Source organism: Xanthobacter albus (genome assembly GCF_043194895.2).
In the GTDB taxonomy this organism is placed as follows: Bacteria; Pseudomonadota; Alphaproteobacteria; order Rhizobiales; family Xanthobacteraceae; genus Xanthobacter.
This window is the reverse complement of sequence record NZ_CM195532.1, coordinates 141,674-167,644: the sequence shown is the minus strand read 5'-3', so window position 1 is coordinate 167,644 and position 25,971 is coordinate 141,674. Positions and strand designations below refer to the sequence as shown.

Here is a 25,971-nt window from a genome sequence, read left to right as displayed (position 1 = left end):
ATCGGCATCCTCGGCTTCGCGCTGGCCGGGGGGCTTGCCGACCGCCCGCTCCGGCCCAGGGGCCGGGTGATCGTGCGAGCCGGCATCGGCAGCCTCCCGTGCACGCGGCTTCCGCCCGCAGGCCGCCCAGATTTTCAGAGGAACGCATGAGCATGAAGAGCATCGCCACCGGCGTCGCGGTCGCCGCCCTTTCCGCCACCGGGGTCGAGGCGCAGGACAGCCGGCGCGCGCGTGTGGCCCCGCCCGCCGTCTATGAGGTGGCGCCCGGCCTCGGCCACTTCACCGACGACGTGCTGTTCGGCGAGGTCTGGAGCCGCCCCGCGCTCGCCTCGCGCGACCGCAGCCTCATCACCCTCGCCGCGCTGATCTCGACCGGCAGGACGGCGCAGATCGCCGCGCACGTCCGCCGCGCCCTCGACAATGGGGTGAGGCCGGACGAAATCGGCGAGCTGATCACCCAGCTCGCTTTCTACTCCGGCTGGCCGAACGCGATCTCTGCCGTCACGGAGGTCAAGACGGTGTTCGATGAGCGCGGCATCGGCCCGGTCGCGCAGAGCGCTGCGGATCGCATCGCGCCAGAAGCCGCGGCGGAAGCGGCCCGCGCCGCGACCGTCGAGAGCGCCGTCGCGCCCACGGCGCCCGCCCTGGCCGAGCTGACCAACCGCGTGCTGTTCGCAGACCTGTGGCGGCGGCCTGATCTCGCCCCGCGCGACCGCAGCCTCGCGACCATGGCGGCGCTGATCGCCATCGGCCAGCCCGAGCAGCTCCCGTTTCACGCCAACCGGGCCATGGACAACGGCCTGACCCCGGCCGAGGTTGCCGAAGTGCCTGCGCATCTCGCCTTTTACGCGGGCTGGCCAAGGGCCATGTCCGCCGTTCCGGTCCTGAAGCTCGTGCTCGCCGGCCGTGGGGCGGCGCCGGCCAAACCGGTGGACGAGGGGGGCCTGCGCATCGTTCGCGACGCTCCCGAGGCGGGCACCGAGGGCGCGCCGGATTATTTCACGGGCAAGGTGCGCATCTTCGGGCGTTACCAGGGCGACGCGCCCGCGCGCATCGGCGGTGCCGTGGTCGCGTTCTCGGCGGGCGCGCGGACGGCCTGGCACACCCATCCGCTCGGCCAGACGCTCTACATCGTCTCCGGCCGGGGCTGGGTGCAGAAGGAGGGTGGCCCGATCGAGGAGGTCCGGCCGGGCGACGTGGTGTGGATCGCGCCCAACGTGCGCCATTGGCACGGCGCGGCCGCCGATGCGGCGATGACGCATTTCGCCATCGCCGAAGCGCTCGACGGAAGCGTGGTGACCTGGATGGAGCAGGTGCCGGACGCGGTCTATGGCGCCGGGCCGGCTCCCTCGGGCGGCGCGCGCGACTGACGCTGCCGGGGCGGGCGGGCGCGTTTCCTGGAGCATTTTCAAGCGAAGTGGATGCCGGTCCGGGTGAAGAAGATGCGTAAATTCAAGAGCCTAGAGCGCTATCCATGAGCCGGTGCGAACGGAAAGTGCCCTAGCCTGCGCCGACCGCGTAGCGCAGGTGCACGAGCCCGTGCTCCAGGGGCGTGCAGGAGGTCAGCGAAAGCTGCACCTTGCCGGACAGCCCGTCCTCGTCCGCAACCACGACGGATGGGCTGTCCGGACTGCCATCAAGGGCGGGCGCCAGGAGCAGGCTCAGCTCATCCACCAGTCCGGCCGCGAGGAAGGCGCCGCTGGTGGCGGCTCCGCCTTCGAGCAGCAGCCTGCGAACGCCGAAGACGCGGCCCAGCGCGTCCAGCATCGCCGCGAGGTCCAGCTCGCGGGTTTCCGAGACGAGATAGGACGCGCCGTCCGATGCCAGCTCGGCGAGATGGCTGTCGGGCACGTCGCGCCCGAGCAGCACGACGATGTGGTCGCCGTCCATTTCGCCGCCGGCGAAGTGGAGCTTGCCCGAAGGGTCGAGGGCGACGGCGAGGCTCGCGGCGTGCGGCGCGGCCAAATGGCAAGGGCGTTCTACCGCGCCGTGCGCGGACGGCGGGTGCGCGACGGCGCTCGTCATCTCCGCCATGGTCACGCGGCCCACGAGCCAGGCATCGCCTTCAAGCTGCTCGTGCACCTGCTGATAGGTGGCCGACCACTGGCCGCGCGTGCCGTCCGGGCTCGCGCTCCAGCGGCTCGGATGAAGCCGGCCGTCCAGGGACGAGATCATGTGGCAGATGACGTAGGGCTTCATGAGGGAGCACCCGGGAAGGGAGGAGCGGCACGCCAGCGGGCTTTCCGCGGCGGCGCCCTGGGGATGGCCTACGCCGCGGCCTGCGGCGCCGGGAGAGTGGCCATGTCGATCACGAAGCGATAGCGCACGTCGGCGCGCTCCAGCCGCGCGAAGGCGGCGTTGATCTCGTCCATGCGGATCATCTCCACGTCGGGCAGCACGCCGGCCTTGGCGCAGAAGTTCAGCATCTCCTGCGTCTCGGCGATCCCGCCGATGGGCGAGCCGGCGATCCGCCGCCGGCCCAGCAGCAGCGGCACGGTCGACGGCTCGTCGAGCGGGCCGACCTGTCCCACCAGCACCAGGGTGCCGTCCACATCGAGGAGGGACACATAGGGGTTGATGTCGTGCTTCACCGGCACGGTGTCGATGATGAGATCGAAGCCGGAGGCGGCCTTTCCCATGGCCTCGGCGTCGCTGGAGACCAGCAGCCGGTCGGCGCCGAGGGCGAGCGCATCGGCCTCCTTGTGGCGGGTCCGGCTCAGCACGGTCACGTCCGCGCCCATGGCCGCGGCGAGCTTCACCGCCATGTGCCCGAGCCCGCCGAGGCCGATCACGCCCACGCGGCTGCCCGGCCCCGCATTCCAGGTGCGCAGCGGCGAATAGGTGGTGATGCCGGCGCACAGCAGCGGTGCCGCCTTCGAGAGGTCCAGGCCGTCGGGCACGCTGAGCGCGAACTCCTCCCGCACGACGAGGTGCTTGGAATAGCCGCCATGGGTGGGAGCCGCGGGCGCGCACGAGAAGCGGTCGGTGTCGCTGTAGGTCTGCACATTGCCCTTGCGGCAGAGCTGCTCCAGCCCCTTGCGGCACTGGTCGCATTCCTGGCAGCTGTCCACCATGCACCCGACCGCCACGTGATCGCCGAGCTTGTAGCGCTTCACCGCGCCGCCGACGGCGATCACGCGGCCGATGATCTCGTGGCCGGGCACCAGGGGGTAGCGGCTCCAGCCCCAGTCATTGCGGGCCTGGTGGAGATCCGAGTGGCAGACGCCGCAATAGAGCACTTCCATGGCCACGTCGTTCGGGCGCAGATCGCGTCGCTCGAAGTCGAAGGGAGCGAGCGGAGCGTCCGCCGCGCGCGCGGCGTATCCGGTGGTCTTCATGGCGGGTCATCCTTGTTCGAGCCGCCAGCGCCGTGCAGCTCAAAGATAACCTACTCGTGAGCCATTCAGGGGATTAGCCGCCATAAACTGCATGAAGCTATGTTCGGAGTTCATGAATGCGGCGCGAGGACCTGGTCGATCTCAACGCCTTCCTCGTGGTGGCCGAGGAGAGCAGCTTCACGCGCGCCGCCGCCCGGCTGGGCACCTCCCAGTCCTCGCTCAGCCACACGGTGCGCCGGCTGGAGGCGCAGCTCGGGGTGCGGCTCCTCACCCGCACCACCCGGAGCGTGGCGCCCACGGAGGCCGGCGAGCGTCTTCTCCGCGCGCTGAAGCCCGCGCTGGAGAGCATCGGCGCCGAGATCGCCTCCCTGAGCGAGCTCCGCGAGAAGCCGGCCGGAACGATCCGCATCACCACCTCCCAGCACGCCGCCGACACCGTGCTGTGGCCGGCGCTCGAAAGGCTCCTGCCCGACTATCCCGACATCCATGTGGAACTGAGCCTCGATTCCAGCCTGACCGACATCGTCACCGCGCGTTTCGATGCCGGGGTAAGGCTGGGCGAGGCGCTGGCGAAGGACATGGTGGCGGTGCGTATCGGTCCCGATCTGCGCATGATCGTGGTGGGGTCGCCCGGCTATTTCGAGCGGCATCCGGTGCCCCGCACGCCCCACCACCTCGCCGAGCATCCGTGCATCAACCTGCGCATGCTCACCTCGGGCGGCCTCTATGCCTGGGAGATGGAGAAGGACGGGCGCGAGATCCGGGTGCGGGTCGAGGGGCAGCTGACCTTCAACACCGTGCCCATGATCGTCAGGGCCGCCGCCGCCGGGTTCGGGCTGGGCTTCGTCATGGAGGATCAGGCCGCGGCGTACCTTGCGGACGGGCGGCTGGTGCGCGTGCTGGAGGACTGGTGCCCGACGTTTCCGGGCTATCACCTCTACTATCCCAGCCGGCGCCAGCCTTCCGCCGCCTTCGCGATGCTGGTGGAGGCGTTGCGCTACCGGGAGTGACGCTGGGTCACTCATGAATGCGCATCGACACGCGGGACAAGCTCGACGGCTCGCTGATCTATGGCGTCGATTACACCCTGCCCGGCATGCTGGTGGCGGTGCCGAAGGCCTGCTCGCCGCCGGCTGACGGCGAAGCATCCCAGGCACCTGGCAGTGCTCGAAGCCGCCGCCAAGGGCATAGGCTGGGAAACCACGCGGCCGGCCGAGGGCCGGGCGCGCGGCCTCGCGCAGGTCATGGGTTTCGGCAGCTATGTGGCGGCGGCGGAAGTGTCGGTTTCCGCCGGCAAGCTGAAGATCCACCGCATCGTCGCAGCCACCGACCCCGGCCACGTGGTGAACCCGCAGCAGGTGGAGGCGCAGGTGGCGGGATCGTTCGTCCACGGGCTTTCGGCCATGCTTTATGACGGGTGCCGGTGAAGGACGGGCGCATCGAGCAGTCGAGTTTCGACACCTGCAATGTGATGCGCCTCGACGAGATGCCCGATGTCGAGGTGATCGCGGTGCCCTCCGGCGGCTTCTGGGGCGGGGTGGGCGAGCCCACCATCGCCGTGGCCGCCCCGGCGGTGCTCAATGCCGTGTTCGCGGCGACCGGCAAGAGGGTGCGCGACCTGCCGCCCAGGAACGTCGATCTTGGCGCCAGCTGAGGTGATCGGCCGCCCCATGCGGAGGAGCCCCCGCCGCACGGCGCGCGTGCCGGTCAGGTGCCGTCCGGGCCCTGGCCGGTGCGGGCGTCGATCCAGGCGCGGGTCTGCGCGAGCAGCTCGTTTGAAAACTCCGGGTCGTCCACGGCGCGGGCGAGGATCATGGCGCCCACCATGGCCGCCCAGCTCCCGATGGCGGCGCGCCGCCGTTCCGCGGCATCGCCTTCCGGCAGCGCCGCGCCGATGCGGTCGATCTGCGATCGCACGCCCGCCGTCATGGCCGCGCGCGCCGATGGCGTCTGGTGGCGGGTGTCGGCGGCGAGGCAGGCGGTCGGGCAGCCCTCATCCGGATGGTCGCGATGCCGCGCCGAAAGATAGGCGTCCATGAAGGCGGCAAGACCCCGGCCTTTGCCCCCGCTTTTGCCGTCGGTCGCGGCGAAGGCATGGACGAGGGTCTGGGCGATGAGGTCGTCCTTCGAGGCGAAATGCCCGTAAAAGCCGCCATGGGTGAGGCCGGCGGCCTTCATCACTTCCGCCACGCTGACGGCATCGAACCCCTTCTCCCGGAAGAGGCTGGCCGCCGCATCGAGGATGCGGAGGCGGTTCTGCGCCATCTGATCGCGACTGACTCTCATTTCAGGCTCCGCACGAAGGTCATTGACAATTAGATGATGGGTGTCATGTTTGGTGCATTATCATGATGCTCATCATGAATATACGACCACCCTCTCGCTGGAGCAATGCCATGGCAGCCCATCCCTCCATTCTCATCACCGGAGCGTCCTCGGGTATCGGCGCGACCTATGCCGAGCGGTTCGCGCGCCGGGGGCATGACCTCGTGCTCGTGGCCCGGGACGCGGCCCGAATGGAGGCGCTGGCGGCGCGGCTGCGCGCGGAGGCGCGCATCTCCGTCGATATTCTGCCCGCCGATCTCACCGCGCCCGAAGAGCTTGCCGCGGTGGAGGCGCGCCTGCGCGAGGACAGCCGGATCGGCATTCTCGTCAACAATGCCGGCGCGGCCCTGAGCGGCGCATTCGTCGACCAGCCATCCGATGCCGTCGCGCGGCTGGTGGCCCTCAACACCACGGCCGTGGCGCGCCTCGCCAGCGCCGTCGCTCCTCGGCTGGTCCGGGCAGGGGAGGGTGCCATCATCAATATCTCCTCGGTCGTCGGGCTGGCGCCGGAATTCGGCATGGCGGTCTATGGCGCCACCAAGGCGTTCGTCCTGGCCCTATCCCAGGGGCTCAGCCTGGAGCTGGGCCCGAAGGGGGTCTATGTCCAGGCGGTTCTGCCGGCGGCGACGCGCACCGAGATCTGGGAGCGCGCCAGCATCGACCTCAACGGGGTCCCGGGGGTGATGGCGGTGGGCGAGCTGGTGGATGCCGCTCTGGTGGGCTTCGACCGTCGCGAGGCGGTGACGATCCCGCCGCTCCACGATGCCGGGCAGTGGGAGGCCTATCAGGTCGCGCGTCTGGCCATGCTTCCCGGCTTCGCGCAGGAGCACCCCGCGGAGCGCTATCGCGAAGATCGCGCGTGAACGCGCCTGACCCGTCCGTGCCCGGAGACGACCGGGCGGCGTGACGACCGGCGGGCGCGGCCTCCGCTGGCGGTGCGGGACATGCCCTCACGGCGGGCGATCGGGGCGGGTCGCGGCCCTCATCGAGGCGCGCGCGATCCGGCCCGTGGTGGATCGGATCTTCCCGTTCGAGGCCGCCGGCGCGGCGCCGGCCCATGTGGATAAGGCAGAGGCGAGGCTGTCGTCAGAGACGAATCGCGAGCGCGGCGCGAGGAGGCGCCGCCGGGCGCGCCTTTCCCGTGGTGGAGCCGCCTCCAGGTCATCGACGCGCGGCCGAAGCTGGCGTAGACCCGGCGCAGGTTCCATCCGCCTGAAGGAGCGTAGCCATGGCCGAAACCTCCCATCATCCCGTCCGCCGCGTTGCCGTCATCGGCGCCGGCACCATCGGCGCGAGCTGGGCGGCGCATTTCCTGGCCCATGGGCTCGACGTGGTGGTGAGCGATCCCGCCCCGGGCGCGCAGGCGCACACCCAGCATCTCATCGACGGCGCATGGCCGGTGCTGCGCGCCCTCGGCGCCACCCAGGGCGACCCGAAGGCCTGGCGCTTCGAGCCCGACCCGGTGAAGGCCGTGGAGGGCGTGGACTTCGTGCAGGAGAACGCGCCCGAGCGCTACGAGGTGAAGCAGAAGCTGCTGCCGCTGATCGACGCCGTGCTGCCGCGCGAGGTGGTGATCGCCTCCTCCTCTTCCGGCCTGCTGGTCACGCGCATGTCGGAAGGCTGCCGCTTCCCGGATCGCTGCGTCATCGGCCACCCGTTCAATCCGCCCCACCTCATTCCGCTGGTGGAGGTGGTGGGCGGCCAGGAGGCGAGCCGCGCCGCCATCGATGCCGCCATGGCCTTCTACAAGGCCATCGGCAAGCGGCCCATCGAGATCCGCAAGGAGGTGACCGGCCACGTGGCGAACCGCCTCCAGGCCGCCCTGTGGCGCGAGGCCATCTATCTGGTCCAGGAGGGCGTCGCCTCGGTGGCCGACGTCGATGCGGCGGTGAGCGAGGGGCCCGGCCTGCGCTGGGCGCTCATGGGCCCGCACATGACCTTCAACCTCGGCGGCGGCCAGGGCGGCCTCGCCCACTTCATGGAGCACCTGCTGCCGGCGGTGGAGACCTGGTGGGCCGATCTCGGCACGCCAAACATGACGCCCGAGCTGCAGAAGGCGCTGGTGGACGGCGTGAAGGCCGAGGCGGACGGCCGCTCCATGACCGAGCTCGCCCATTGGCGCGACCGGCTGCTCACGCAGATCCTCACCCTGCGCGCCGCCGAGAGCGCCGAGGCGGAAGCCGCAGCCGTGGATGCCCGCCTCGACGAGGCGCTGGAAGAAACCTTCCCAGGCAGCGACCCGGTCTCCGTGACCCGGCAGACGCCGGAGGAGGACATCGAGGGCGACCCCTCCGCCGAGCGCTGAGCGCGCCGCGCCGCCGGACGGGGCACGGGCGGCCGGCCCCTTCCGGATCGTCGTTCCGAGGCGGGCCTCGGAACGACGCCCTCCATGCCGCGTGTCAGCGCTTTATGGTCAGCCGGCGCAGACGGCGGTGGCGAGCGCGAGGAGGGCGAGGTCGCTGCCGCGCCGCGCCACCAGGGAGAGGCCGATGGGTGCCCCTTCCACCCGCGCCAGCGGCAGCGACACCTGCGGCAGGCCGGCGAGGCCGGCGGGGCACAAAAGGTTCATGGCGAGGTGGCGGTAGGCCACCTCCGTGTCGGCTGCGGCCGATCCCCTGAGCGGGGCGATGCGGGGCGTGGTGGGCAGCAGCAGCACAGTGCCCTCGGGCAGCAGGGCATCCGTGCGCACCCGCACCGCTTCGCGCACCGGGCGCGCGGCGGCCGCCTCGGCGGGGGGCTGCGTTTCGGCCGCCGCGAAGCGCTCCCGCACGCCGGGGCCGAACGTGGGCCGCGTGGCCTTCACCCAGCCGCCGACGCTCTGCCAGATCTCCTCCGCCTGGAGCGCGCGGAAGGCGGCCGACCACGCCGAGAGACCCTCGGGCGCCAGCACGACGCCCTCGGCCGGCGCCACCGCCGCCTCCACCCGTCGCACCGCTGCGGTGAGGGCCGCGCGCACGTCCTCGGCCAGCAGGGCGAAGGCATCGGTGGCGATCAGCAGGCGGGTGGGCATGGCCTCAGGCCCGCCTTCCCCCAGCAGCACCCGGCCCACGGCGGCGAAGACGCCGGGATCGCGCGCGAACCAGCCCACGCAATCGAAGCTGGGCGCGAAGGGGGCGATGCCCTGCGCCGGCACCCGCCCGTGGGTGGGCCGCATGCCCAGGATGCCGCAATAGCTCGCCGGCACCCGCACCGAGCCGCCGCAGTCGGAGCCCAAAGCGAAATCCACGAGCCCGGCCGCCACCGCAGCCGCCGAGCCGCTGGACGAGCCGCCCGGCACGCGATCCGGCGCCGCGCTGTTGAGCGGGGTGCCGTAATGCACGTTCTCCCCGGTGAGGGAGTAGGCGAGTTCATCGGATATGGTCTTGCCGGCCACGCTGGCGCCGGCCTCCAGCAGCCGCGCCACGGCTGCCGCATGGGCGGCGGCGGGCGCATGGGTGCGCGCCCATTCGGGATGGCCGTTGCCGGTGACCGTGCCGGCGACATCGAGCACGTCCTTCACCGCGAAGGAGAGCCCGGCCAGCGGCCCGCCCGCCGCCCCCGGCACATGCACGCGCGGGCCCGGCACGAAGGCGCCGGCCGCCTCCGCCCCGGTGGGCGAGGCGGAGGGGAGGGGGGTGCGATCGGCGGAGGGCGTGCCGGACATGGCGTGATCCCGGAGCTGGAGGCGTGGAGCGGACCGCCGGCAGGGCGGGCCATCGGCACCGGAGCGCGGCGCGCCGGTGCCGCGTGACATGTAAGTAAATTTTTGCATATATGTCGAGAGCCGTTCACGACCCGCCAGCGGAGGCGACGCTGCCCAAGACCCGCGAGCCGCCCCTTTCCATTGCCGCGCCGGCGGCGCCCGCGCCGCGATCCGCATCCCGGCCGGCCCGCCCGCGTGACGCCGCCGCGACCCGCGCCCGCATCCTCGCTGCCGCCCGCGAGGCGTTCGCGCGCGAGGGCTTCGCCGGGGCGCGGGTGGAGCGCATCGCCGGCGCGGCCGAGACCAACGTGCAGATGATCTACCGCTATTTCGGCGACAAGGAGGGCCTCTACCGCGCGGTGCTGGAGGCCACCTATGCGCACCTGCGCGCGCTGGAGCAGGGGCTGGACCTTGCCGCTCTGCCACCGCTGGAGGGCGTGCGGCGGCTGGTGGAATTCACCTTCGACTATCTGCGCGACACGCCGGATTTCGTCGCCATCATCCGCAACGAGAACATGGCCGGCGCGGCCTTCGCCCGGCAGCTGCCGGGGCTGGGCGCCTCGGTGCGTCCGCTGCTCGATGCCATCGGCGGCCTCCTGGCGCGCGGGCGCGCCGAAGGCGTCTTCACCGTCGCGCCGGATGCCGCGGGGCTCTACATCACCATCCTCTCGCTCTCCATCACCCACGTGGCCCAGCGCGACACGCTGTCCGCCTTGTTCGGCTTCGATCTGGGAGATGCCGCCTGGCTGGCGCGGCGCCGGGCGGAGGTGGTGGAGGTGGTGCTTTCCTATCTCACCGCCCCGCGCGGCCCCTCTCCCGCCGCCGCGTCCGCCAAGGCCGCGCCGCGCGTGCGGCGGCCCTGAACCCTTTCCGTCCCTTCCGCTCCGGAGCCGAGATGACGCACTTCGACTGGACCGCCGGCTATCCCTCCCGCCGCCTGCCCGTGTTCGGCAGGAACGCGGTGTCCACCTCCCATCCGCTGGCGGCCCAGGCGGGGCTCGCCATGATGTGGAAGGGAGGCAATGCGGTGGATGCGGCCATCGCCTGCGCCGCCGCCATGACGGTGCTCGAGCCCTGCAACAACGGCCTCGGCTCGGATGCCTTCTGCCTCCTGTGGGACGGCACGCGCCTGCATGGGCTCAACGCCTCCGGCCGGGCGCCGGCGGGCTGGAGCCCCGATTATTTCCGTGCCCGCTACGGCGCCGAGGCGAAGCGCCCGCCCCAGCGCGGCTGGGATGCGGTGACCGTGCCCGGCGCCGTGGGCGGCTGGGCCGCGCTCTCGGCGCGCTTCGGACGCCTGGCTTTCGCCGATCTGCTCGCGCCGGCCATCGAGATCGCGGAGCGGGGCTATGCGGTGCCGCCGGTGGACGCCGTGAAATGGGAGATGGCCGCCGCCCTGCCGGACCTCGCGCGCCAGGAGGGCTTCGCGCAGGCCTTCCTGCCCCGTGGCCGCGCGCCGCGCGCGGGCGAGCTGTTCCGCATGCCCGGCGCCGCGCGCGCCCTGCGGGCCATTGCCGAGACCCGGGGCGAGGCCTTCTATCGCGGCGAGATCGCCGCGGCGCTGGCGGGGCGGGCGAAGGCGGCGGGCGCCGCCCTCGGCGCCGCCGACATGGCCGATTACGCTCCGGAGTGGGTGGAGCCCATCGCGCAATCCTATCGCGGCTACACGCTGCACGAGCTGCCGCCGAGCGGGCAGGGCCTCACCGCGCTGATGGCGCTCGGCATCCTCTCCCGCTTCGACCTGGGCGCCCTCGATCCCGACGGGCCGGACGCGCACCACCTGATGATCGAGGCGGTCAAGCTCGCCTTCGCCGACGTCTACCACCAGGTGGCGGACCCCGCGCACATGCGCGTCCCGGCGGAGGCGCTGCTCGACCCCGCCTATCTCGACACGCGCGCCGGCCTCATCGACATGGGGCGCGCCCAGCCGTTCGCGCCCGGCAATCCGGTGCGCGGCGGCACCATCTATCTCTCGGCGGCCGACGCCTCGGGCATGATGGTGAGTTTCATCCAGAGCAATTTCAACGGCTTCGGCTCGGGCGTGGTGCTGCCGGAATGGGGCCTCTCGCTGCAGAACCGGGGCCACGGCTTTTCGCTCGATCCCGAGAGCCCGAACGTGGTGGGCCCGCGCAAGCGCCCGTTCCACACCATCATTCCCGCCTTCCTCACCCGCGACGGCGCCCCCGTGATGAGCTTCGGCGTGGTGGGCGCCAACATGCAGCCCCAGGGCCATGTGCAGACCCTGGTGCGCATGCTCGATTTCGGCCAGAACCCGCAGGCCGCCTGCGACGCGCCGCGCTGGCGCTTCAACGCCGGCCTCGCCCTCGATATCGAGGCCGCCATGCCGCAGGCCACCCGCGCCGCTTTGGCCGCGCGCGGCCACAGGCTGACGGTGAACGCCGACCCCTATCACGATTTCGGCGCCGGCCAGTTCATCTGGCGCATGGGCGATCCGGCGGCGGAGGGCTATGCGGCGGTGAGCGACCCGCGCCGGGACGGGCAGGCCGTGGCGTTCTGAGGCGCGGGCTGAACCACTTGGCACCAATCAAAGACCGGGGCCGATGGCCTCAGCCGAGATCGAACTTCGACCGGCGGGCGGCGTGCGCCTCCACGATCTTCTTCATGGCGCCGATGAGCGCGGCCTTCTCCTGCGGGCTCAGCATCTCCACCGTGGCGGCGTGGGCTTGGCGGGCGGCGCCCTCCATCTGCTCCAGCAGGGCGCGGCCTTCGGCGGTGAGCGAGCAGCTCTGCGAGCGCCGGTCGGTGGCGGAGGTGGAGCGCCGCACGAGGCCGCGCGCCTCCAGCCGCTTCAGCGCGCCGGTGGTGGTGGTGCGGTCGAGGGCGACGAGGCGCGAGAGGGTGGTCTGGTCCGCCTCCTCGCGGCCGGCGAGGGCCGAGAGCAGGGAATATTGCACCGGCGTCACGCCGAAGGGTGCGCACAGCTCGGCGAACAGGCTCACATGGATCTGGTGCACCCGCCGGGCGAGGAAGCCCGGCCGCTCGAACAGGGCCCAGTCCGTCTCCGGGCGGGTCTCGGGTTCCGCCGCGCGGGATGGGGCCTCGCCCTTCGCTTTCCTGGATGCCGCCATGCTCTCCCCCTGCCGCCCTCCGGCGCGCGGGCTGCGATCGGGCCCGCAAGCTGCCCAATACCCTGCCGGGCGGGCGCGTGCCAGAGCCGGCCGCCGCGCGCGATGCCGCGCCGTCTTTCCAGCGCAGTGACGGCGGCGCGTGTGGAAAGAGGGGCCAAAGCTCCGGGGACGGAGCGGGGCGCCGTGCGCCCGGTGCCTAACCCGACGTCGGGGAAGTCTTCACGGTGCCGCGGGAGGCATTCCCGGATCATGTCCGACAAACACGGGTTCGTCGCACATGATCCAAGTGTTCGTCTCATCTGAACTCCGGGTGCGAAGCCGCCGCGCTTCTGCTGGACTTGCCCTCAGAGCACCTGCACGCCGATGGACTTGAACAGCGCCAGCACCGGCTTGCCGGGCTGGATGTCGAGATCGTGCCGGGAATCGGGCGTGAGCTGGGAGAGGAACAGGGTGTCGCCCACCGCGACCTCGGCCAGCGCCATGGTCTTGTCCTCGGTCTCGCGCACGTTGCGCACGGTGCCGGCGATGACGTTGTTGGTGCTGATGGCCTGGGGCTCCTTCAGCGCCAGCGCCACCTCGCTCGCGGGGATGCGCACCCGCACCGGGGTGCCGGGCGGCCGGTCCATGATCGGCACCAGGATCTTCACGCCGCCGGCGTCGATCTCGGTGAGCCAGCGCGCGCCGTCGTGCCGGCCGATCCGCGCGGAGAGCACCGCGCCGGCGTTGGTGCCGGTGGAGAAGGGCAAATCGGCGCGCGCCAGCACCTCCCCCACGGGGCCGGCGGCCTCGATGTGCCCCTTGGAGATGAGCACCAGCGTGTCCGCCAGCCGCGCCACCTCCTCGATGGAATGGGTGACGATCATGATGGGGATGTGCATCTCGTCGTGCAGGCGCGCGAGGAAGGGCATGATCTCCTGCTTGCGCGAGGCGTCGAGGGCCGCCATGGGCTCGTCCATCAGCAGCAGGCGCGGCTGGCTGAGCAGGGCGCGGCCGATGGCGACGCGCTGGCGCTCGCCGCCGGAGAGCCGGCCCGGCCGCCGGTCGAGCAGGTGGCCGATGCCGAGCAGCTCCACCGTCTCGTCGAACTTCACCGGCCCCTCGGGGGCGCGGCGCATGCCGTAGCGCAGGTTGCTCCCCACCGACATGTGGGGGAACAGCCGCCCGTCCTGGAAGACGACGCCGATGCGGCGCTCCGCCGGCGCCTTGTCGGAGAGCACGTCGCCGTCGAGGACGATGCGCGCGGTGTCGGCCTTGAGCAGGCCCGACACGGCGGACATCACCGTGGTCTTGCCGCAGCCCGAGGGGCCGAACAGCGCCACCACGCCCGGTGTCGGCGCGCTGAAGGCGACATCCAGCGAGAAGCTGGGAAAGTCGTGCTTGACCGTGACGTCGAGGCTCATGCGCGCAGCCGCTTTCCGACCCATTCGCCGATGAGCAGGCCGGCCACGGCGAGCACCACCGAAATCAAGGAGAGGCGCGCCGCCGCGTCCTCGCCGCCCGGGGTCTGCAGGGCGGTGAAGATGGCGAGCGGCAGGGTCTGGGTCTGTCCCGGAACGTTGGAGGCGAAGGTGATGACCGCGCCGAACTCACCGAGGCTCGCCGCATAGGCGGTGATGGCGCCGGAGACGACGCCCGGCGCCATGAGCGGCAGGGTGACCGAGAAGAAGCGGTCCACCGACCGCGCGCCGAGGGTGCTCGCGGCATCCTCGAGCCCGCGGTCCACCGAATCGAGCGAGAGCCGGATCGCCCGCACCATGAGCGGAAAGCTCATGACCGCGCACGCCAGCGCCGCGCCGTTGGCGGTGAACACCAGGCGGATGCCGAACCAGTTGTTGAGGAACTGGCCGATGGGGCCGCGGATGCCGAACACCACCAGCAGCATCCAGCCCACCACCACCGGCGGCAGGACGAGCGGCAGGTGCACGAAGATGTTGAGGGCGGTCCGGCCGGGAAGGCCGGGCCACCGCAGCAGCAGCGACACCATGATCGCCAGCGGCAGGCCCATGGCGACCGCCTGGGCGGCCACCACGAGGCTGAGGCGGACCGCCTGCCACTCTTCCGCGCTAAGGCTGAAGTCCATGGAGAATATTCAGATCAGGATCGCGTCGCCGCTCTCACTTGACCTCCGAGAAGCCGAGCTTCTTGTAGACTTCCATGGCCTCCGGCCCCACCAGGAAGGCGAGCACGGCGCGGGCGTCGGGGGTGTCCTGGGCGGTCACGATCACGAACGGATAGGTGACGGGCTCATGGGACTCCGCCGGGAAGGTGCCCACCACCTTCACGCGGGTGGAGACGGCGGCGTCGGTGCCGTAGACGATGCCCAGCGGGGCCTCGCCGCGCTCCACCAGCAGCATGGCGGCGCGCACGCTGTCGGCGCGGGCGAGACGGGGGCCGATGGCATCCCACTGGCCCATCCAGGTCAGGGCCTGCTGGGCGTAGAGGCCCACCGGAACGTGCGCCGGGTCGCCGGTGGCGAGGCGGCCGTTGGCCCCGAGCAGGGCGGCGAGATCGGTGGTCTTGGTGATGTCCACCTTCACGGTGCTGTCGTTGGGGGCGATGAGCACGAGATCGTTGCCCAGCGGCGACACGCGGGTGGACTTCACGAGCAGGTTGCGCTCGATGCCCCAATCGGCCCAGCGCTGGTCGGCCGAGATGAATACGGCGGCCTGGGCCCCCTGCTCGATCTGCCGGATCAGGGTGGAGGAGGCGGCGAAATTGAACTGCAGGGGCGCATTGCCCTTGGCCACCCAGATCTCGTTCACCTGGCGCATCGCATCCGACATGGAGGCGGCGGCGAAGACGGTCTGGGTGGTGGTGACCTTGGCCGGGACGGGCGCCGGCCTGGCTTCCTCGGCGGAGGCGATGGAAGGGAGCGCAATGGAGAGGCAAAGAAGAGCGGCTGAGAGCAGTCGGAAGGCCATCGGAATGTCCTGAATTATATTCAGATGAATATAACTTAGGGCAGGCCGCCAGTATCTGCCAACCGCATTTCACACCGGAACCGCCCGCCTGCGACCATTGTCGCATGCTTCCCGCGGCCCGGCGGCGCGGCGATGGACACGGCGGCGGTGGCCGGGCATGGTGCGCCCCCGTCCATTCCCGCATCGGTTCCCCGTGATTTTCCTCCGCCTTCGCATGCCTCTGCGCCCCCGCCGCTGCCGGATGCCTGCGCGCCCCGAGGCGGCGCGATGAGGGCCCCCGCGCGCCCCCTGTTCGCCGTCGAGCCGGCGCGGCCGCTGCTGGTGGCGCGCTTCGCGCGGGAGCAGCGCATGGTGTCGTGGTCCATCACCCGGCCCGGCTTCGTCACGGCCCGCGCGGTGGCCTGGCTCGAGGTGCGCAATGCCGATTTGACGGCCGATCTCGACGTGCCCGAATGGTTCTCGGCGCGCCTTGCCGCCGCCGGCCTCGGTGCCGCCGTGGGGCTGCTGACCTCCCGCAATGTCGATCATCACCACGTCGCGCAATGCACGGTGGAGGGGGTGACGGCGGCGTGCCTCGTCACCCTCGGCCTCAACAACGGGGAGCGGGTGGGCGCGCGCTTCTCGCCGGAGGCCGCCGCGCGGCTCTCGGCCGGCACGGTGAACATGCTGGCGGCGGTGGACGTGCCGCTGACCGATGCGGCCCTGCTCGAAGCCTCCTCCATCGTGGTGCAGGCACGCACCCGCGCCATCCTGGAGGCGGACTTCCGGCGTCCCGGCGCCGCCGAGGCGGTCTCGGGCACCGGCACCGACTGCGTGGTGATGAGCGCCCCGGCGGCGGGCGCGGGCCTGCCCTATGCCGGCCTCCACACCGCGGTGGGCGAGGCGGTGGGCGCCGCGGCGCTCGCCGCGACGCGCGAGGCCGCCGCCGTGTGGCTGGCCGACCCCGCCCGCCTGGTCTTCTGAACCCCGCTCAGGCGAAGCGGATGTCGAGGGTGCCGACCCCCTCCACGCCGCCTTCCAGCCGGTCCCCGCGCGCGATGTGGCCGACGCCCGCCGGGGTGCCGGTGAAGATGAGGTCGCCGGGCGCGAGGCGGAACAGGGTGGAGAGGGTGGCGATCACTTCCGGCACCTTCCAGATCATCTGGTTGAGGTCGCCCTGCTGCTTCAGCGCGCCGTTCACGTCGAGGAAGATGCGCCCGGAGGAGGGGTGGCCGATGCGGCTCGCCGGCACCAGCGCCGAGCAGGGCGCGGCATCCTCGAACGCCTTGGCCGGCTCCCAGGAGCGGCCCATCTTCTTCAGCTCCGCCTGCAGGTCGCGGCGGGTGAGGTCGAGGCCCACGGCATAGCCGTAGACATAATCGAGCGCGCTGCTCGCGGGAATGTCTGTGCCGCCGGATTTCAGCGCCACCACGAGCTCGATCTCGTGGTGCAGGTCGTTCGTGCCCTTGGGATAGGCGGCGGTGGCGCCGTTCGGCACCAGCGTGTCCGGGTTCTTCTGGAAGAAGAAGGGCGGCTCCTTGTCCGGGTCGTGCCCCATCTCGATGGCGTGGTCGGCATAGTTGCGGCCGACGCAATAGATGCGGTGGACGGGAAAGAGCACGCTCTCGCCCGCCACCGGCAGGGTCGGGACGGGCAGGGGGGGAAACGCATACTCGGCCATGGGCAAGCTCCGGGCAAAGCGGGAGGTTCCTGATTAGGAGCTTCCGCCGTCCGAGGAAAGCGCGCGCCGCCGTGCGGGCGTGTGCGACCGCGACGCCGCTGACGGCCTTCCTATATTCATATACATATAACGTGTGGGCGTTTGCCTCATGATGCGCATCCGGTCCGCGGCGCGGCGGCCGGCTTCCCCCGGTGCCGCGCCGCCTTTTTGCTTTTGGAGATTGCCATGCAGTTCGGCCTTTTCTGCACCTATGAGAATCCGCGGCAGGACTATGTCTCCGCCTATGCGGAACAGGCCGAGCTGGTGCGCCTCGCGGAGGACCTGGGGTTCGAGGAGGCCTGGGTGGCGGAGCACCACTTCAACCCCGGCGCCGCGAGCCCTTCGTGCCTGGCGCTCCTCGCTTATCTCGCGGCGCTGACATGCCGCATCCGCCTCGGCTCGGCGGCGGTGCTGCTGCCGTTCCGTGATCCCATCACGGTGGCCGAGGACGTGGCGAGCGTGGACATCCTCTCGCGCGGGCGGCTCAACCTCGGGGTGGCGCGGGGTGGGCCGTTCCCGGTGCAGAACAAGCATTTCCGCGTGGACAAGGACGCGTCCCGCGCGCGGACGCTGGAGGCGCTCACCGTCATCGAGAAGCTGCTCTATGAGCCGGTGGCGCACTTCAAGGGCGCGTTCTTCACCCTCGACGGGGTGGAGCTGGTGCCGAAGCCGGTGCAGGCGCCCATCCCCACCTTCCTCGCCACCGCGACGCCGGATGCGCTGCAGCTGGCGGCCGCGCGCGGCTACGGCGCCATGGCGGCGCCGCCCTTTCCCCTCGACGGCGTGCGCGAGAGCCTGCGCCTCTACCGCGAGGCGGCCCCCGGCACTGATCCGCGCCTCACCCTCATCCGCTTCTACCACGTGGCCGCCACGCGGGCGCAGGCGGTGGAGGAGGCAAAGGGCTTCCTGAAGCCGTTCGTGGAGCGCATGCAGAGCGTGACGCAGCAGGCCGCGCCCGGCTGGACCCCCTGGTTCGCCCTCGACCGGATGATCGCGGATTCCCTGGTCGGCACGGCGGCGGACGTGGAGGAGAAGATCGCCGCCATCGGCGCCGACCTCTCGCCCCGCGCCCTGCTGCTGAAGCCCCTGAGCCCCGCCTTCGCCAAGCGCCGGGCCGACATCGAGCTGTTCGCCCGCGCGATCCGCCCGCGCCTGCCGGCCGCCGCCTGAGCTGAGGCTCAGGCCGGGGTACGCGGCGCCTTCGCCGGCCCCACGTCCACCTGGATCTCATCGCCCTCGATGCGCAGCGGATAGGGGTGGAGCGCGTTGCGGACAAGGTGCGTCACGCACTTGCCGTTGGCGGCGTCGAACCCCCACTGGTGGTGGGGGCAGGTGACGGTCTTGCCGTCGAAGGTCGCCCCCTCCATGGGCACGTCCGCGTGCGGGCAGCGGCCGCGATAGGCGGCGAGGGCGCCCCCCGCCGGCCACAGCAGCATCACGCTCTTGCGCCCGGCGTGGAAAAGGCCCATGCCCCCCTCGCGCACGGCATCGGTGTGACAGATAAAGGTGAAAGCCATCGCGGTCGCCTTCCGGAAAGGGAATTCCGCATGGGGACACGCAATTTGCGGACCATTGCCGGGCCGGCGGCGCGCGCGGCCCTCCGTCGCGGGCGGGTGTGCGGGAGCGCGGCCTCGCCATCCCCCTCCGGCTCCCGTCCGGCGGGCAATTGCGCCGGTGCCGGCCGCGGGCGGGCCCTCGGGCCGCCGCCGGGGGGTGGGCCGCGGGTCTGCGCGCACGGCCGTGTCTGTGTTCGGTCTGTTACACGCCCTACGTATGCTCCCACGCATTCAGGGCTTTCCGCTTCCTCCCACGCCTCGGCCCCACCATGACGCGCTTTCAGCATCCCTCGGCCGTCGGAGTCGTCGCCCGCCACGCGCCGAACCTCTGGGACGGGCTGGCGTTCAGCCTGATCTTCGGCGTCATCATCCTCATCTCCCACGGCGGGAGCGAGACGCTGGTGCCCATTTCGGCCCTCGACCAGAATCCGGTGTCGCTCGATCCGGAGATGCTGCCCGAGTACGCCCTGCGCACCACCCTGCGGATGCTGGCGGCGATGGCGGCCTCGGTGGCGTTCACCCTGCTTTACGGCGCGCTCGCGGCCAAGAGCCGGCGTGCCGAGATGGTGCTCATCCCCATCCTCGACATCCTGCAGTCGGTGCCCATCCTCGGCTTCCTGTCGTTCACCGTCGTGGGCTTCATGGCGATGTTTCCGGGGCAGGTGATCGGGGTCGAGCTCGCCGCCATCTTCGCCATCTTCACGAGCCAGGCCTGGAACATGGCCTTCAGCTTCTACCAGTCGCTGAAGACCGTCCCGCACGACCTCGAGGAAGCCTCCCAGGCGTTCCACCTCTCGTCATGGCAGCGTTTCTGGCGCCTGGAAGTGCCGTTCGCCATGCCGGGCCTGGTGTGGAACGCCATGATGTCCATGTCGGGGGGCTGGTTCTTCGTGGTGGCGTCGGAGGCCATCTCGGTGGGCAACGTCACCTACACCCTGCCGGGCATCGGCTCCTACGTGGCGCTCGCCATCCAGCACAGCGACCTTGCCGCCGTGGGCTGGGCGGTGGGGGCCATGCTGGTCGTCATCCTGCTCTATGACCAGATCCTGTTCCGGCCGCTGGTGGCCTGGGCGGACCGGTTCCGGGTGGAGCTGTCCGCCGGCGCCACGGCGCCCAAGTCGTGGCTGCTGGACGCCATGCGCCGCGGCCGGCTGCTGCGGATCGTCCTTTCCCCCGTGGGGGCGGCGCTTGCCTGGACCGCCCGCCAGCGCTTCGAGGCTCCGGTGCCGCAGGCGGCCCGCGCCGCCCTCGGCCGCCGCTGGGCGGACTGGGCCTGGATCGCGATCGTGCTGGCGATAACGGCCTATGCGCTGGTGTCCATCGCGCGGTTCGTGGCCACCGAGCTGGCCTGGAGCGACCTGGCCCACGTGGTCTGGCTCGGCTCGCTTACCCTGGTCCGGGTGCTGGTGCTGATCGCCCTGGCGAGCCTGATCTGGGTGCCCATCGGCGTGTGGATCGGCCTGAGGCCGCGGGTGGCGGAGCGGGTTCAGCCGCTGGCGCAGTTCCTGGCGGCGTTCCCCGCCAACATCGTGTTCCCGTTCGCGGTGGTGCTCATCGTGCAGTTCGGGCTCGATCCGGACATCTGGCTGTCGCCGCTGATGGTGCTGGGCACCCAGTGGTACATCCTGTTCAACGTGATCGCCGGCGCCAGCGTGTTCCCCAACGACCTGAAGGAGGCGGCCGCCACCTTCCATGTGGGCGGCTGGAACTGGTGGCGGAAGGTGATCCTGCCGGGCATCTTCCCCTATTATGTGACGGGCGCCATCACCGCCAGCGGCGGCTCCTGGAACGCCTCCATCGTCGCCGAGGTGGCGAGCTGGGGCTCCACCACGCTGAAGGCGCAGGGCATCGGCGCCTATATCGCGGATGCCACCACGGCGGGGGACTATCCGCGCATCGTGCTCGGGGTCGCCGTCATGTCGGCCTATGTGCTCCTGTTCAACCGCCTGCTGTGGCGCCCCATGTATGTGCTCGCCGCGCGGCGCACGCGGCTCGACTGATCGCAGGGGAGGTTCCCATGACCAACGGCATCTCCAACGGCACCCCCGGCAGCACGGCCGCCGGCAGCGCGGCCGCGGTGGACCCCTCGTCCCTGGTCCATCTCGCCGGCGTGCACCAGATCTACCACAAGGGCGACAACGCCGACCTCGTGGTGCTCGACGACGTCTCCCTCGACATCCGGCGCGGGGAGATCGTGGGCCTGCTCGGCCGTTCCGGCTCGGGCAAGTCCACCCTGCTGCGCATCATCGCCGGCCTGCTGCGTCCCACCGACGGCGACGTGCGCTGGTGCGGCCAGCCGGTGACCGGCCCGTGCGACGGGCTCTCCATCGTGTTCCAGAGCTTCGCGCTGTTCCCGTGGCTCACGGTGCAGCAGAACGTGGAGCTGGGCCTGGAGGCGCTCGCCGTGGACGCGGCCGAGCGGCGCCGCCGCGCGCTGGAGGCCATCGACCTCATCGGCCTCGACGGCTTCGAGAATGCCTATCCCAAGGAGCTGTCCGGCGGCATGCGCCAGCGGGTGGGCTTCGCCCGCGCCCTGGTGGTGCATCCGCGCCTGATGCTGATGGACGAGCCCTTCTCCGCCCTCGACGTGCTCACCGCCGAGACCCTGCGCACGGACATCATCGACCTGTGGTCCGAGGGGCGGCTGCCCATCGAATCCATCCTCATGGTCACCCACAATATCGAGGAGGCGGTGCTGATGTGCGACCGCGTCCTCATCTTCTCATCCAACCCCGGCCGGGTCGCCACCGAGCTTCGGATCGAGCTGCCGCACCCGCGCCACCGCACCGATCCCGCCTTCCGCCGGCTGGTGGACGACATCTACGGCCGCATGACCCAGTCGCCGCTGGAGCCGCGCAGGATCACGGCGGGCGACGCCGGGGCGGGCATCGGCATGGGGCTGTTGCTGCCGGAGGTTTCCACCAACGTGCTCTCCGGCCTCATGGAGACGGTCGCCGCCTCGCCCTTCGGCGGCCGCGCCGACCTGCCAGAGCTGGCCGAGACGCTGCGGATGGAGGTGGACAAGCTCTTTCCAGTGGTGGAGGCGCTCCAGCTTCTGCGCTTCGCCGACCTCGCCAACGGCGACGTGACCTTGACCGAGGAAGGGTTCCGCTTCGTCGCCTCCGATGTGGACGACCGCAAGCGCCTGTTCGCCGAGCACATGCTGGCCCATGTGGCGCTCGCCGCCCTCATCAAGCGCGTGCTCGACGAGCGGCCGGCCCATCGCGCTCCGTTCGCGCGCTTCGCCGGCGAGCTCGAGGACTACATGTCCGAGGAGTTCGCGGAGACGACGCTGCACACCGCCATCTCCTGGGGGCGCTACGCGGAGCTGTTCGGCTACGACGCCCAGGCCCGCCAGTTCAACCTGGACAACCCCGCCTGAGGGATGCGCGCGGGCGGCGGGTGATGCCGCATTGCGGTATCGCCGGGAAGTGTGGGAGAAGAGGACAACCCTCCGCTGCGGATCGCGGCGCCGCCTCCCCGGCGCGCCCGAACCCGCGCCGCCTGTCCGGGAGACATTTCGTCGATGAAGCGGACCCTGTCGTTCATCGTCCTGTTCCTCGCCGTGATCGCCCTCGGCGGCTATGGCGCCTATTACCTCGCATCCCGCTCCCGCGCGCTGCCGTCGGGCTTCGCCTCTGGCAACGGCCGGGTCGAGGCCACCGAGGTGGACGTGGCCACCAAGGCCCCCGGTCGCGTGCTCGACGTGCTGGTGGAGGAGGGGGATTTCGTGAATGAGGGCCAGGTGGTGGCCCACATGGACGTGGCGGAGACCGCCGCCGCCCTGCGCACCGCCCAGGCGCAGGAAGTGCAGGCCATCAAGTCCCGCGATACGGCGACCCACGTGGTGGAGCAGCGCAAGGGCGAGCTCGACCTCGCCACCAAGGAGCTGGAGCGCCAGACCACCCTGGTGGAGAAGGGCTTCACCACCGAGCAGAAGGTGGATCAGTACCGCACCACCAAGCTCACCGCCCAGGCCGCTTTGGCGGCGGCGGAGAGCAGCCTCGCCGCCAGCGAATCCGCCATCCGCGGCGCCGAGGCGGAGGTGGAGCGCCTGACCCGGCTGGTGCAGGACGGCACGCTGGTGGCGCCCAAGTTCGGCCGCGTGCTCTACCGCCTGGCCGAGCCCGGCGAGGTGCTGGCGGCGGGCGGCAAGGTGCTGACCCTGCTCGACCTTTCCAATGTCTACATGACCGTCTTCCTGCCCGCCGCCGACGCCGGCCGCCTTGCCCTCGGCGCCGAGGCGCGGCTGCTGCTGGAGCCGCTGCCCGACCGGGCGGTGCCGGCCAATGTGTCGTTCGTCTCGGCCCGCGCGCAGTTCACCCCCAAGCAGGTGGAGACCCAGAGCGAGCGCGATCGCATGATGTTCCGCGTGAAGCTCCGCATTCCCCAGCCGCTGGTGGAGAGGTACATCGCCCAGGCCAAGACCGGCGTGACCGGGGTGGGCTACGTGCGGCTCGATCCCAACGCCCAGTGGCCGAGCTGGCTCGATTCCGACCTGGTGCAGGAAGCCACCGCCACGCAGAAGCCCGAGGCATCCAAGGCCGTTCCGGTGGCCCCCGACGCTTCGAAAGCCACGCCCGCGCCGGCCGGGGCGCCGAAGTGAGCGTCGCCCCATGGAGGAGCCGGCCGTGACCGTTGGCGACCCCGGAGGCGCGTCCGCCGCGGCGCTGCGGCTTTCGGGCATCCGTCACCGCTACGGCAGGACCCTCGCCGTGGACGGCATCGACCTCGCCATCACGCAGGGGGCCTCGGTGGCGCTGGTGGGGCCGGACGGGGTGGGCAAATCCACCCTGCTGGGCCTCATCACCGGCGCCAAGCGCATCCAGGAGGGCCGGGTGGAGGTGCTGGGGGCGGACTTCGCCACCCGCGGCGCGCGCGACCTCGCGCAGCCGCGCATCGCCTTCATGCCCCAGGGCCTGGGGCGCAATCTCTATCCCAACCTCACGGTGGCCGAGAACATCGCCTTTTTCGCCCGCCTGTTCGGCGAGAATGCCGATGCCAAGGGCGCGCGGGTGGCCCCGCTGCTGGAGGCCACCGGCCTCACCCCCTTCGCCGGCCGGCTCATGCGCAAGCTCTCGGGCGGCATGAAGCAGAAGCTGGGCCTGTGCTGCGCTTTGGTGCACGACCCCGACCTCCTGGTGCTGGACGAGCCCACCACCGGCGTCGATCCCCTCTCGCGGCGGCAGTTCTGGGATTTCGTGGAAACCATCCGCGCCGACCGGCCCCACCTCACGCTGCTGGTGGCCACGTCCGACATGGAGGAGGCGGCGCGCTTCGAGCGCGTGGTGATGGTGGACGACGGCCGCATCCTCGCCGACGACAGCCCCGCCACCTTGCTGGAGAAGACCGGCCAGCCCAACCTGGAGCGGGCCTTCATCTCGCTGCTGCCGCAGGACCGGCGCGGCGACGGCGAGGGGGCCGCGCCGAGCGCCCCCATCCCGGACGACGCGCCCATCGCCATCGAGTCGCGCGGGCTCACGCGCCGGTTCGGGGATTTCGTGGCGGTGGACCACGTGACCTTCAAGATCCGCCGGGGCGAGATCTTCGGCTTCCTCGGCTCCAACGGCTGCGGCAAGTCCACCACCATGAAGATGCTCACGGGCCTCCTGCCCGCGAGCGAGGGCGAGGCGCTGCTGTTCGGCGTGCCGGTGGACCCCTCCGACATCGAGAGCCGCCGGCGGGTGGGCTACATGTCCCAGGCCTTCTCCCTCTACGGCGAATTGACCGTGCGGCAGAACCTGGAGCTGCACGCGCGTCTCTTCTCCCTGGAGAAGGAGGCGGCGGCCGAGCGCATCGCCAAGCTCACCGCCGATTTCGACCTCGATGACCACCTCGACGCCCTCTCCGACGGCCTGCCCCTCGGCGTGCGCCAGCGCCTGTCGCTGGCGGTGGCGATCCTGCACGATCCCGAGCTGCTGATCCTCGACGAGCCCACCTCGGGCGTGGACCCGGTGGCGCGCGACAGCTTCTGGGACCATCTGCAGCGCCTCTCGCGGAATGAGGGGGTGACCATCTTCGTCTCCACCCATTTCATGGGCGAGGCGGAGCGGTGCGATCGCATCTCCTTCATGCACGCCGGCCGCGTCATCGCCACCGGCACGCCGGAGGAGCTGAAGGCGGCGCAGAAGGCGCCCTCCCTGGAGGAGGCCTTCATCGCCTACATGGAGATGGGCGGCCGGGAGGCGCAGACCGATGCGCGCCTGCCGCCACCGGCTCCTGTGCCCGCGCGGCGGCAGAGCTTCTCCTGGGCCCGGCTCGGCGCCTATGCCTGGCGCGAAAGCCTGGAGCTGCGGCGTGATCCGGTGCGCCTCGCCTTCGCGCTGCTCGGCACCGCCCTGCTCATGATCATCTTCGGCTACGGCATCACCCTGGACGTGGACAAGCTGCGCTTCGCCGTGCTCGACCGCGACCAGACCGCCGAGAGCCGCGCCTATATCGACGGCTTCGCCCACTCCACTTATTTCGTGGTGGAGCGGCCCATCACCGACCCCGCCGACCTCGACCGCCGGCTGAAGGCCAACGACATCGCCTTCGCCATCGAGCTGCCGCCGAGCTTCGGCGCCGACCTGAGGGCCGGGCGGCCCACCGAAGTGCTCGTCACCATCGACGGCGCCATGCCGTTCCGGGCCGAGACCATCCAGGGCTACGTGCAGCAGGTGCACACCCAGTTCCTCCAGCAGACGGCGGAGGCGGCGGGGGGCACGCTCGCCACCCCCGCGAGCCTGGAGATGCGCTACCGCTACAACCAGTCGTTCCGTTCCGTGGATGCCATGGTGCCGGCGGTCATCGCGCTCATGCTCATCTTCATCCCGGCCATCCTCACCGCGCTGGGGGTGGTGACGGAGAAGGAGCTGGGCTCCATCACCAACCTCTATGTGACGCCGGTGACGAAGCTGGAATTCCTGCTGGGCAAGCAGGCACCCTACGTGGCGGTGGCGGTGTTCAACTTCTTCGTCATGGTGGGGCTCGCGCTGTTCCTGTTCGGGGTGCCGCTGAAGGGCTCGTTCCTGGGGCTGCTGCTGGGGGCGATCGTCTATGTGCTCGCCACCACCGCCATCGGGCTCGTCTCCTCCACCTTGACCAACACCCAGGTGGCGGCCCTGTTCGGCACCGCCATCGGCACCATGATGCCGGCCACCCAATTCTCCGGCCTGCTCCAGCCGGTGGCCACCCTCGAGGGGGCGGCCTGGGCGGTGGGCACCTTCTTCCCCACCACCTATTTCATGCGCATCAGCGTCGGCGCCTTCACCAAGGGGCTGGGCTTCATGGAGCTTCTGCCCTTCATCCTGGTCACGGCGGCGTTCTGGCCGGCGCTGCTGCTGCTGGCGCACACCATCCTGCGCAAGCAGGAGACGTGA

At 71.1% G+C, this 25,971-nt stretch carries 22 protein-coding genes and 1 pseudogene; 13 read left to right on the top strand and 10 right to left on the bottom strand.

What is annotated here, in order from left to right; translation table 11 throughout:
- Positions 1–152 precede the first annotated feature (152 nt).
- Positions 153–1,370, top strand: a complete 1,218-nt coding sequence (locus tag V5F75_RS00755) for a (R)-mandelonitrile lyase (RefSeq protein ID WP_394034407.1) — start codon at positions 153–155, stop codon at positions 1,368–1,370.
- Positions 1,371–1,500: 130 nt separating this feature from the next.
- Here the strand turns inward: V5F75_RS00755 and V5F75_RS00750 are convergent, their stop codons facing one another.
- A complete protein-coding gene (locus V5F75_RS00750; RefSeq protein ID WP_394034282.1) occupies positions 1,501–2,199 on the bottom strand; it encodes a RibD family protein in 699 nt (232 codons plus the stop codon).
- Between the two features lie 68 nt (positions 2,200–2,267).
- On the bottom strand, positions 2,268–3,338 hold the full coding sequence (locus V5F75_RS00745) for an NAD(P)-dependent alcohol dehydrogenase (RefSeq protein ID WP_394034281.1): 1,071 nt from the start codon (positions 3,336–3,338) through the stop codon (positions 2,268–2,270).
- A 116-nt stretch (positions 3,339–3,454) separates the two neighbouring features.
- On the opposite strand from V5F75_RS00745, the gene V5F75_RS00740 reads away from it, so the two are divergent.
- Positions 3,455–4,348, top strand: coding sequence for a LysR family transcriptional regulator (locus V5F75_RS00740; protein ID WP_394034280.1), 894 nt, complete (start codon positions 3,455–3,457; stop codon positions 4,346–4,348).
- Positions 4,349–4,462: 114 nt separating this feature from the next.
- Positions 4,463–4,992 (top strand): annotated as a pseudogene (locus V5F75_RS00735) (molybdopterin cofactor-binding domain-containing protein); the annotation flags it as partial.
- 53 nt (positions 4,993–5,045) lie between these two features.
- On the opposite strand, the gene V5F75_RS00730 reads toward V5F75_RS00735, so the two are convergent.
- Positions 5,046–5,624 carry a TetR/AcrR family transcriptional regulator gene (locus tag V5F75_RS00730; protein WP_394034279.1) on the bottom strand — a complete coding sequence of 193 codons (579 nt, stop codon included), beginning with the start codon at positions 5,622–5,624 and terminating at the stop codon, positions 5,046–5,048.
- Between the two features lie 110 nt (positions 5,625–5,734).
- Here V5F75_RS00730 and V5F75_RS00725 point away from each other — a divergent pair, with 110 nt between their 5' ends.
- Together V5F75_RS00725 and V5F75_RS00720 are read left to right on the top strand one after the other, a co-directional pair.
- Positions 5,735–6,526 carry an SDR family NAD(P)-dependent oxidoreductase gene (locus V5F75_RS00725; RefSeq protein ID WP_394034406.1) on the top strand — a complete coding sequence of 264 codons (792 nt, stop codon included), beginning with the start codon at positions 5,735–5,737 and terminating at the stop codon, positions 6,524–6,526.
- A gap of 365 nt (positions 6,527–6,891) precedes the next feature.
- Positions 6,892–7,968: a 3-hydroxyacyl-CoA dehydrogenase NAD-binding domain-containing protein gene (locus tag V5F75_RS00720; protein WP_394034278.1), complete on the top strand. Its 1,077-nt coding sequence runs from the start codon at positions 6,892–6,894 to the stop codon at positions 7,966–7,968.
- Between the two features lie 108 nt (positions 7,969–8,076).
- Here the strand turns inward: V5F75_RS00720 and V5F75_RS00715 are convergent, their stop codons facing one another.
- On the bottom strand, positions 8,077–9,306 hold the full coding sequence (locus tag V5F75_RS00715; protein ID WP_394034277.1) for an amidase: 1,230 nt from the start codon (positions 9,304–9,306) through the stop codon (positions 8,077–8,079).
- A gap of 110 nt (positions 9,307–9,416) precedes the next feature.
- Between V5F75_RS00715 and V5F75_RS00710 the strand changes: the two genes are divergently transcribed.
- The gene (locus V5F75_RS00710) at positions 9,417–10,208 is read left to right on the top strand and encodes a TetR/AcrR family transcriptional regulator (RefSeq protein WP_394034276.1); all 792 of its coding nucleotides are present in this window, start codon (positions 9,417–9,419) and stop codon (positions 10,206–10,208) included.
- Positions 10,209–10,240: 32 nt separating this feature from the next.
- Positions 10,241–11,863 (top strand): gamma-glutamyltransferase family protein, encoded by a 1,623-nt coding sequence (locus tag V5F75_RS00705; protein ID WP_394034275.1) that lies wholly within the window; start codon positions 10,241–10,243, stop codon positions 11,861–11,863.
- A gap of 49 nt (positions 11,864–11,912) precedes the next feature.
- On the opposite strand, the gene V5F75_RS00700 is transcribed toward V5F75_RS00705, so the two are convergent.
- The 4 genes from V5F75_RS00700 to modA form a co-directional block, all read right to left on the bottom strand.
- Entirely contained in the window at positions 11,913–12,434 is a 522-nt protein-coding gene (locus V5F75_RS00700; protein WP_394034274.1) for a MarR family winged helix-turn-helix transcriptional regulator, read from the bottom strand.
- 344 nt (positions 12,435–12,778) lie between these two features.
- The gene (gene modC / locus V5F75_RS00695) at positions 12,779–13,834 is read right to left on the bottom strand and encodes a molybdenum ABC transporter ATP-binding protein (RefSeq protein WP_394034273.1); all 1,056 of its coding nucleotides are present in this window, start codon (positions 13,832–13,834) and stop codon (positions 12,779–12,781) included.
- A complete protein-coding gene (modB, locus tag V5F75_RS00690) occupies positions 13,831–14,514 on the bottom strand; it encodes a molybdate ABC transporter permease subunit (protein ID WP_394034272.1) in 684 nt (227 codons plus the stop codon). Before modB ends, modC begins: the two co-directional genes overlap by 4 nt.
- A 34-nt stretch (positions 14,515–14,548) precedes the next feature.
- Complete coding sequence (modA, locus tag V5F75_RS00685) at positions 14,549–15,355, bottom strand: molybdate ABC transporter substrate-binding protein (protein ID WP_394034271.1); 807 nt, start codon at positions 15,353–15,355, stop codon at positions 14,549–14,551.
- 267 nt (positions 15,356–15,622) lie between these two features.
- On the opposite strand from modA, the gene V5F75_RS00680 reads away from it, so the two are divergent.
- Positions 15,623–16,318, top strand: a complete 696-nt coding sequence (locus tag V5F75_RS00680; protein WP_394034270.1) for an adenosylcobinamide amidohydrolase — start codon at positions 15,623–15,625, stop codon at positions 16,316–16,318.
- Between the two features lie 7 nt (positions 16,319–16,325).
- On the opposite strand, the gene V5F75_RS00675 is transcribed toward V5F75_RS00680, so the two are convergent.
- Positions 16,326–17,015: a fumarylacetoacetate hydrolase family protein gene (locus tag V5F75_RS00675; protein ID WP_394034269.1), complete on the bottom strand. Its 690-nt coding sequence runs from the start codon at positions 17,013–17,015 to the stop codon at positions 16,326–16,328.
- Positions 17,016–17,240: 225 nt separating this feature from the next.
- On the opposite strand from V5F75_RS00675, the gene V5F75_RS00670 reads away from it, so the two are divergent.
- Positions 17,241–18,224, top strand: coding sequence for an LLM class flavin-dependent oxidoreductase (locus V5F75_RS00670; protein WP_394034268.1), 984 nt, complete (start codon positions 17,241–17,243; stop codon positions 18,222–18,224).
- A gap of 8 nt (positions 18,225–18,232) precedes the next feature.
- On the opposite strand, the gene V5F75_RS00665 is transcribed toward V5F75_RS00670, so the two are convergent.
- Positions 18,233–18,571, bottom strand: coding sequence for a Rieske 2Fe-2S domain-containing protein (locus V5F75_RS00665; protein WP_394034267.1), 339 nt, complete (start codon positions 18,569–18,571; stop codon positions 18,233–18,235).
- Positions 18,572–18,879: 308 nt separating this feature from the next.
- Between V5F75_RS00665 and V5F75_RS00660 the strand changes: the two genes are divergently transcribed.
- The 4 genes from V5F75_RS00660 (at position 18,880) to rbbA (ending at position 25,971) form a co-directional block, all read left to right on the top strand.
- On the top strand, positions 18,880–20,610 hold the full coding sequence (locus V5F75_RS00660; protein WP_394034266.1) for an ABC transporter permease: 1,731 nt from the start codon (positions 18,880–18,882) through the stop codon (positions 20,608–20,610).
- A gap of 17 nt (positions 20,611–20,627) precedes the next feature.
- The gene (locus V5F75_RS00655; protein WP_394034265.1) at positions 20,628–21,992 is read left to right on the top strand and encodes an ABC transporter ATP-binding protein; all 1,365 of its coding nucleotides are present in this window, start codon (positions 20,628–20,630) and stop codon (positions 21,990–21,992) included.
- A 144-nt stretch (positions 21,993–22,136) separates the two neighbouring features.
- Positions 22,137–23,216: an HlyD family secretion protein gene (locus tag V5F75_RS00650; RefSeq protein WP_394034264.1), complete on the top strand. Its 1,080-nt coding sequence runs from the start codon at positions 22,137–22,139 to the stop codon at positions 23,214–23,216.
- 10 nt (positions 23,217–23,226) lie between these two features.
- Positions 23,227–25,971 carry a ribosome-associated ATPase/putative transporter RbbA gene (rbbA, locus tag V5F75_RS00645; protein WP_394034263.1) on the top strand — a complete coding sequence of 915 codons (2,745 nt, stop codon included), beginning with the start codon at positions 23,227–23,229 and terminating at the stop codon, positions 25,969–25,971.

Excerpts from the sequence above, each read along its gene's own strand:
- V5F75_RS00745 (WP_394034281.1), bottom strand. The coding sequence starts at position 3,338 with ATGAAGACCACCGGATACGCCGCGCGCGCGGCGGACGCTCCGCTCGCT.
- V5F75_RS00750 (WP_394034282.1), bottom strand. The coding sequence starts at position 2,199 with ATGAAGCCCTACGTCATCTGCCACATGATCTCGTCCCTGGACGGCCGG.
- V5F75_RS00730 (WP_394034279.1), bottom strand. The coding sequence starts at position 5,624 with ATGAGAGTCAGTCGCGATCAGATGGCGCAGAACCGCCTCCGCATCCTC.
- V5F75_RS00740 (WP_394034280.1), top strand. The coding sequence starts at position 3,455 with ATGCGGCGCGAGGACCTGGTCGATCTCAACGCCTTCCTCGTGGTGGCC.
- V5F75_RS00665 (WP_394034267.1), bottom strand. The coding sequence starts at position 18,571 with ATGGCTTTCACCTTTATCTGTCACACCGATGCCGTGCGCGAGGGGGGC.
- V5F75_RS00660 (WP_394034266.1), top strand. The coding sequence starts at position 18,880 with ATGACGCGCTTTCAGCATCCCTCGGCCGTCGGAGTCGTCGCCCGCCAC.
- modC (WP_394034273.1), bottom strand. The coding sequence starts at position 13,834 with ATGAGCCTCGACGTCACGGTCAAGCACGACTTTCCCAGCTTCTCGCTG.
- V5F75_RS00755 (WP_394034407.1), top strand. The coding sequence starts at position 153 with ATGAAGAGCATCGCCACCGGCGTCGCGGTCGCCGCCCTTTCCGCCACC.
- V5F75_RS00720 (WP_394034278.1), top strand. The coding sequence starts at position 6,892 with ATGGCCGAAACCTCCCATCATCCCGTCCGCCGCGTTGCCGTCATCGGC.
- V5F75_RS00655 (WP_394034265.1), top strand. The coding sequence starts at position 20,628 with ATGACCAACGGCATCTCCAACGGCACCCCCGGCAGCACGGCCGCCGGC.
- V5F75_RS00670 (WP_394034268.1), top strand. The coding sequence starts at position 17,241 with ATGCAGTTCGGCCTTTTCTGCACCTATGAGAATCCGCGGCAGGACTAT.
- V5F75_RS00700 (WP_394034274.1), bottom strand. The coding sequence starts at position 12,434 with ATGGCGGCATCCAGGAAAGCGAAGGGCGAGGCCCCATCCCGCGCGGCG.
- rbbA (WP_394034263.1), top strand. The coding sequence starts at position 23,227 with ATGGAGGAGCCGGCCGTGACCGTTGGCGACCCCGGAGGCGCGTCCGCC.
- V5F75_RS00710 (WP_394034276.1), top strand. The coding sequence starts at position 9,417 with ATGTCGAGAGCCGTTCACGACCCGCCAGCGGAGGCGACGCTGCCCAAG.
- modA (WP_394034271.1), bottom strand. The coding sequence starts at position 15,355 with ATGGCCTTCCGACTGCTCTCAGCCGCTCTTCTTTGCCTCTCCATTGCG.
- modB (WP_394034272.1), bottom strand. The coding sequence starts at position 14,514 with ATGGACTTCAGCCTTAGCGCGGAAGAGTGGCAGGCGGTCCGCCTCAGC.
- V5F75_RS00715 (WP_394034277.1), bottom strand. The coding sequence starts at position 9,306 with ATGTCCGGCACGCCCTCCGCCGATCGCACCCCCCTCCCCTCCGCCTCG.
- V5F75_RS00680 (WP_394034270.1), top strand. The coding sequence starts at position 15,623 with ATGAGGGCCCCCGCGCGCCCCCTGTTCGCCGTCGAGCCGGCGCGGCCG.
- V5F75_RS00705 (WP_394034275.1), top strand. The coding sequence starts at position 10,241 with ATGACGCACTTCGACTGGACCGCCGGCTATCCCTCCCGCCGCCTGCCC.
- V5F75_RS00725 (WP_394034406.1), top strand. The coding sequence starts at position 5,735 with ATGGCAGCCCATCCCTCCATTCTCATCACCGGAGCGTCCTCGGGTATC.
- V5F75_RS00650 (WP_394034264.1), top strand. The coding sequence starts at position 22,137 with ATGAAGCGGACCCTGTCGTTCATCGTCCTGTTCCTCGCCGTGATCGCC.
- V5F75_RS00675 (WP_394034269.1), bottom strand. The coding sequence starts at position 17,015 with ATGGCCGAGTATGCGTTTCCCCCCCTGCCCGTCCCGACCCTGCCGGTG.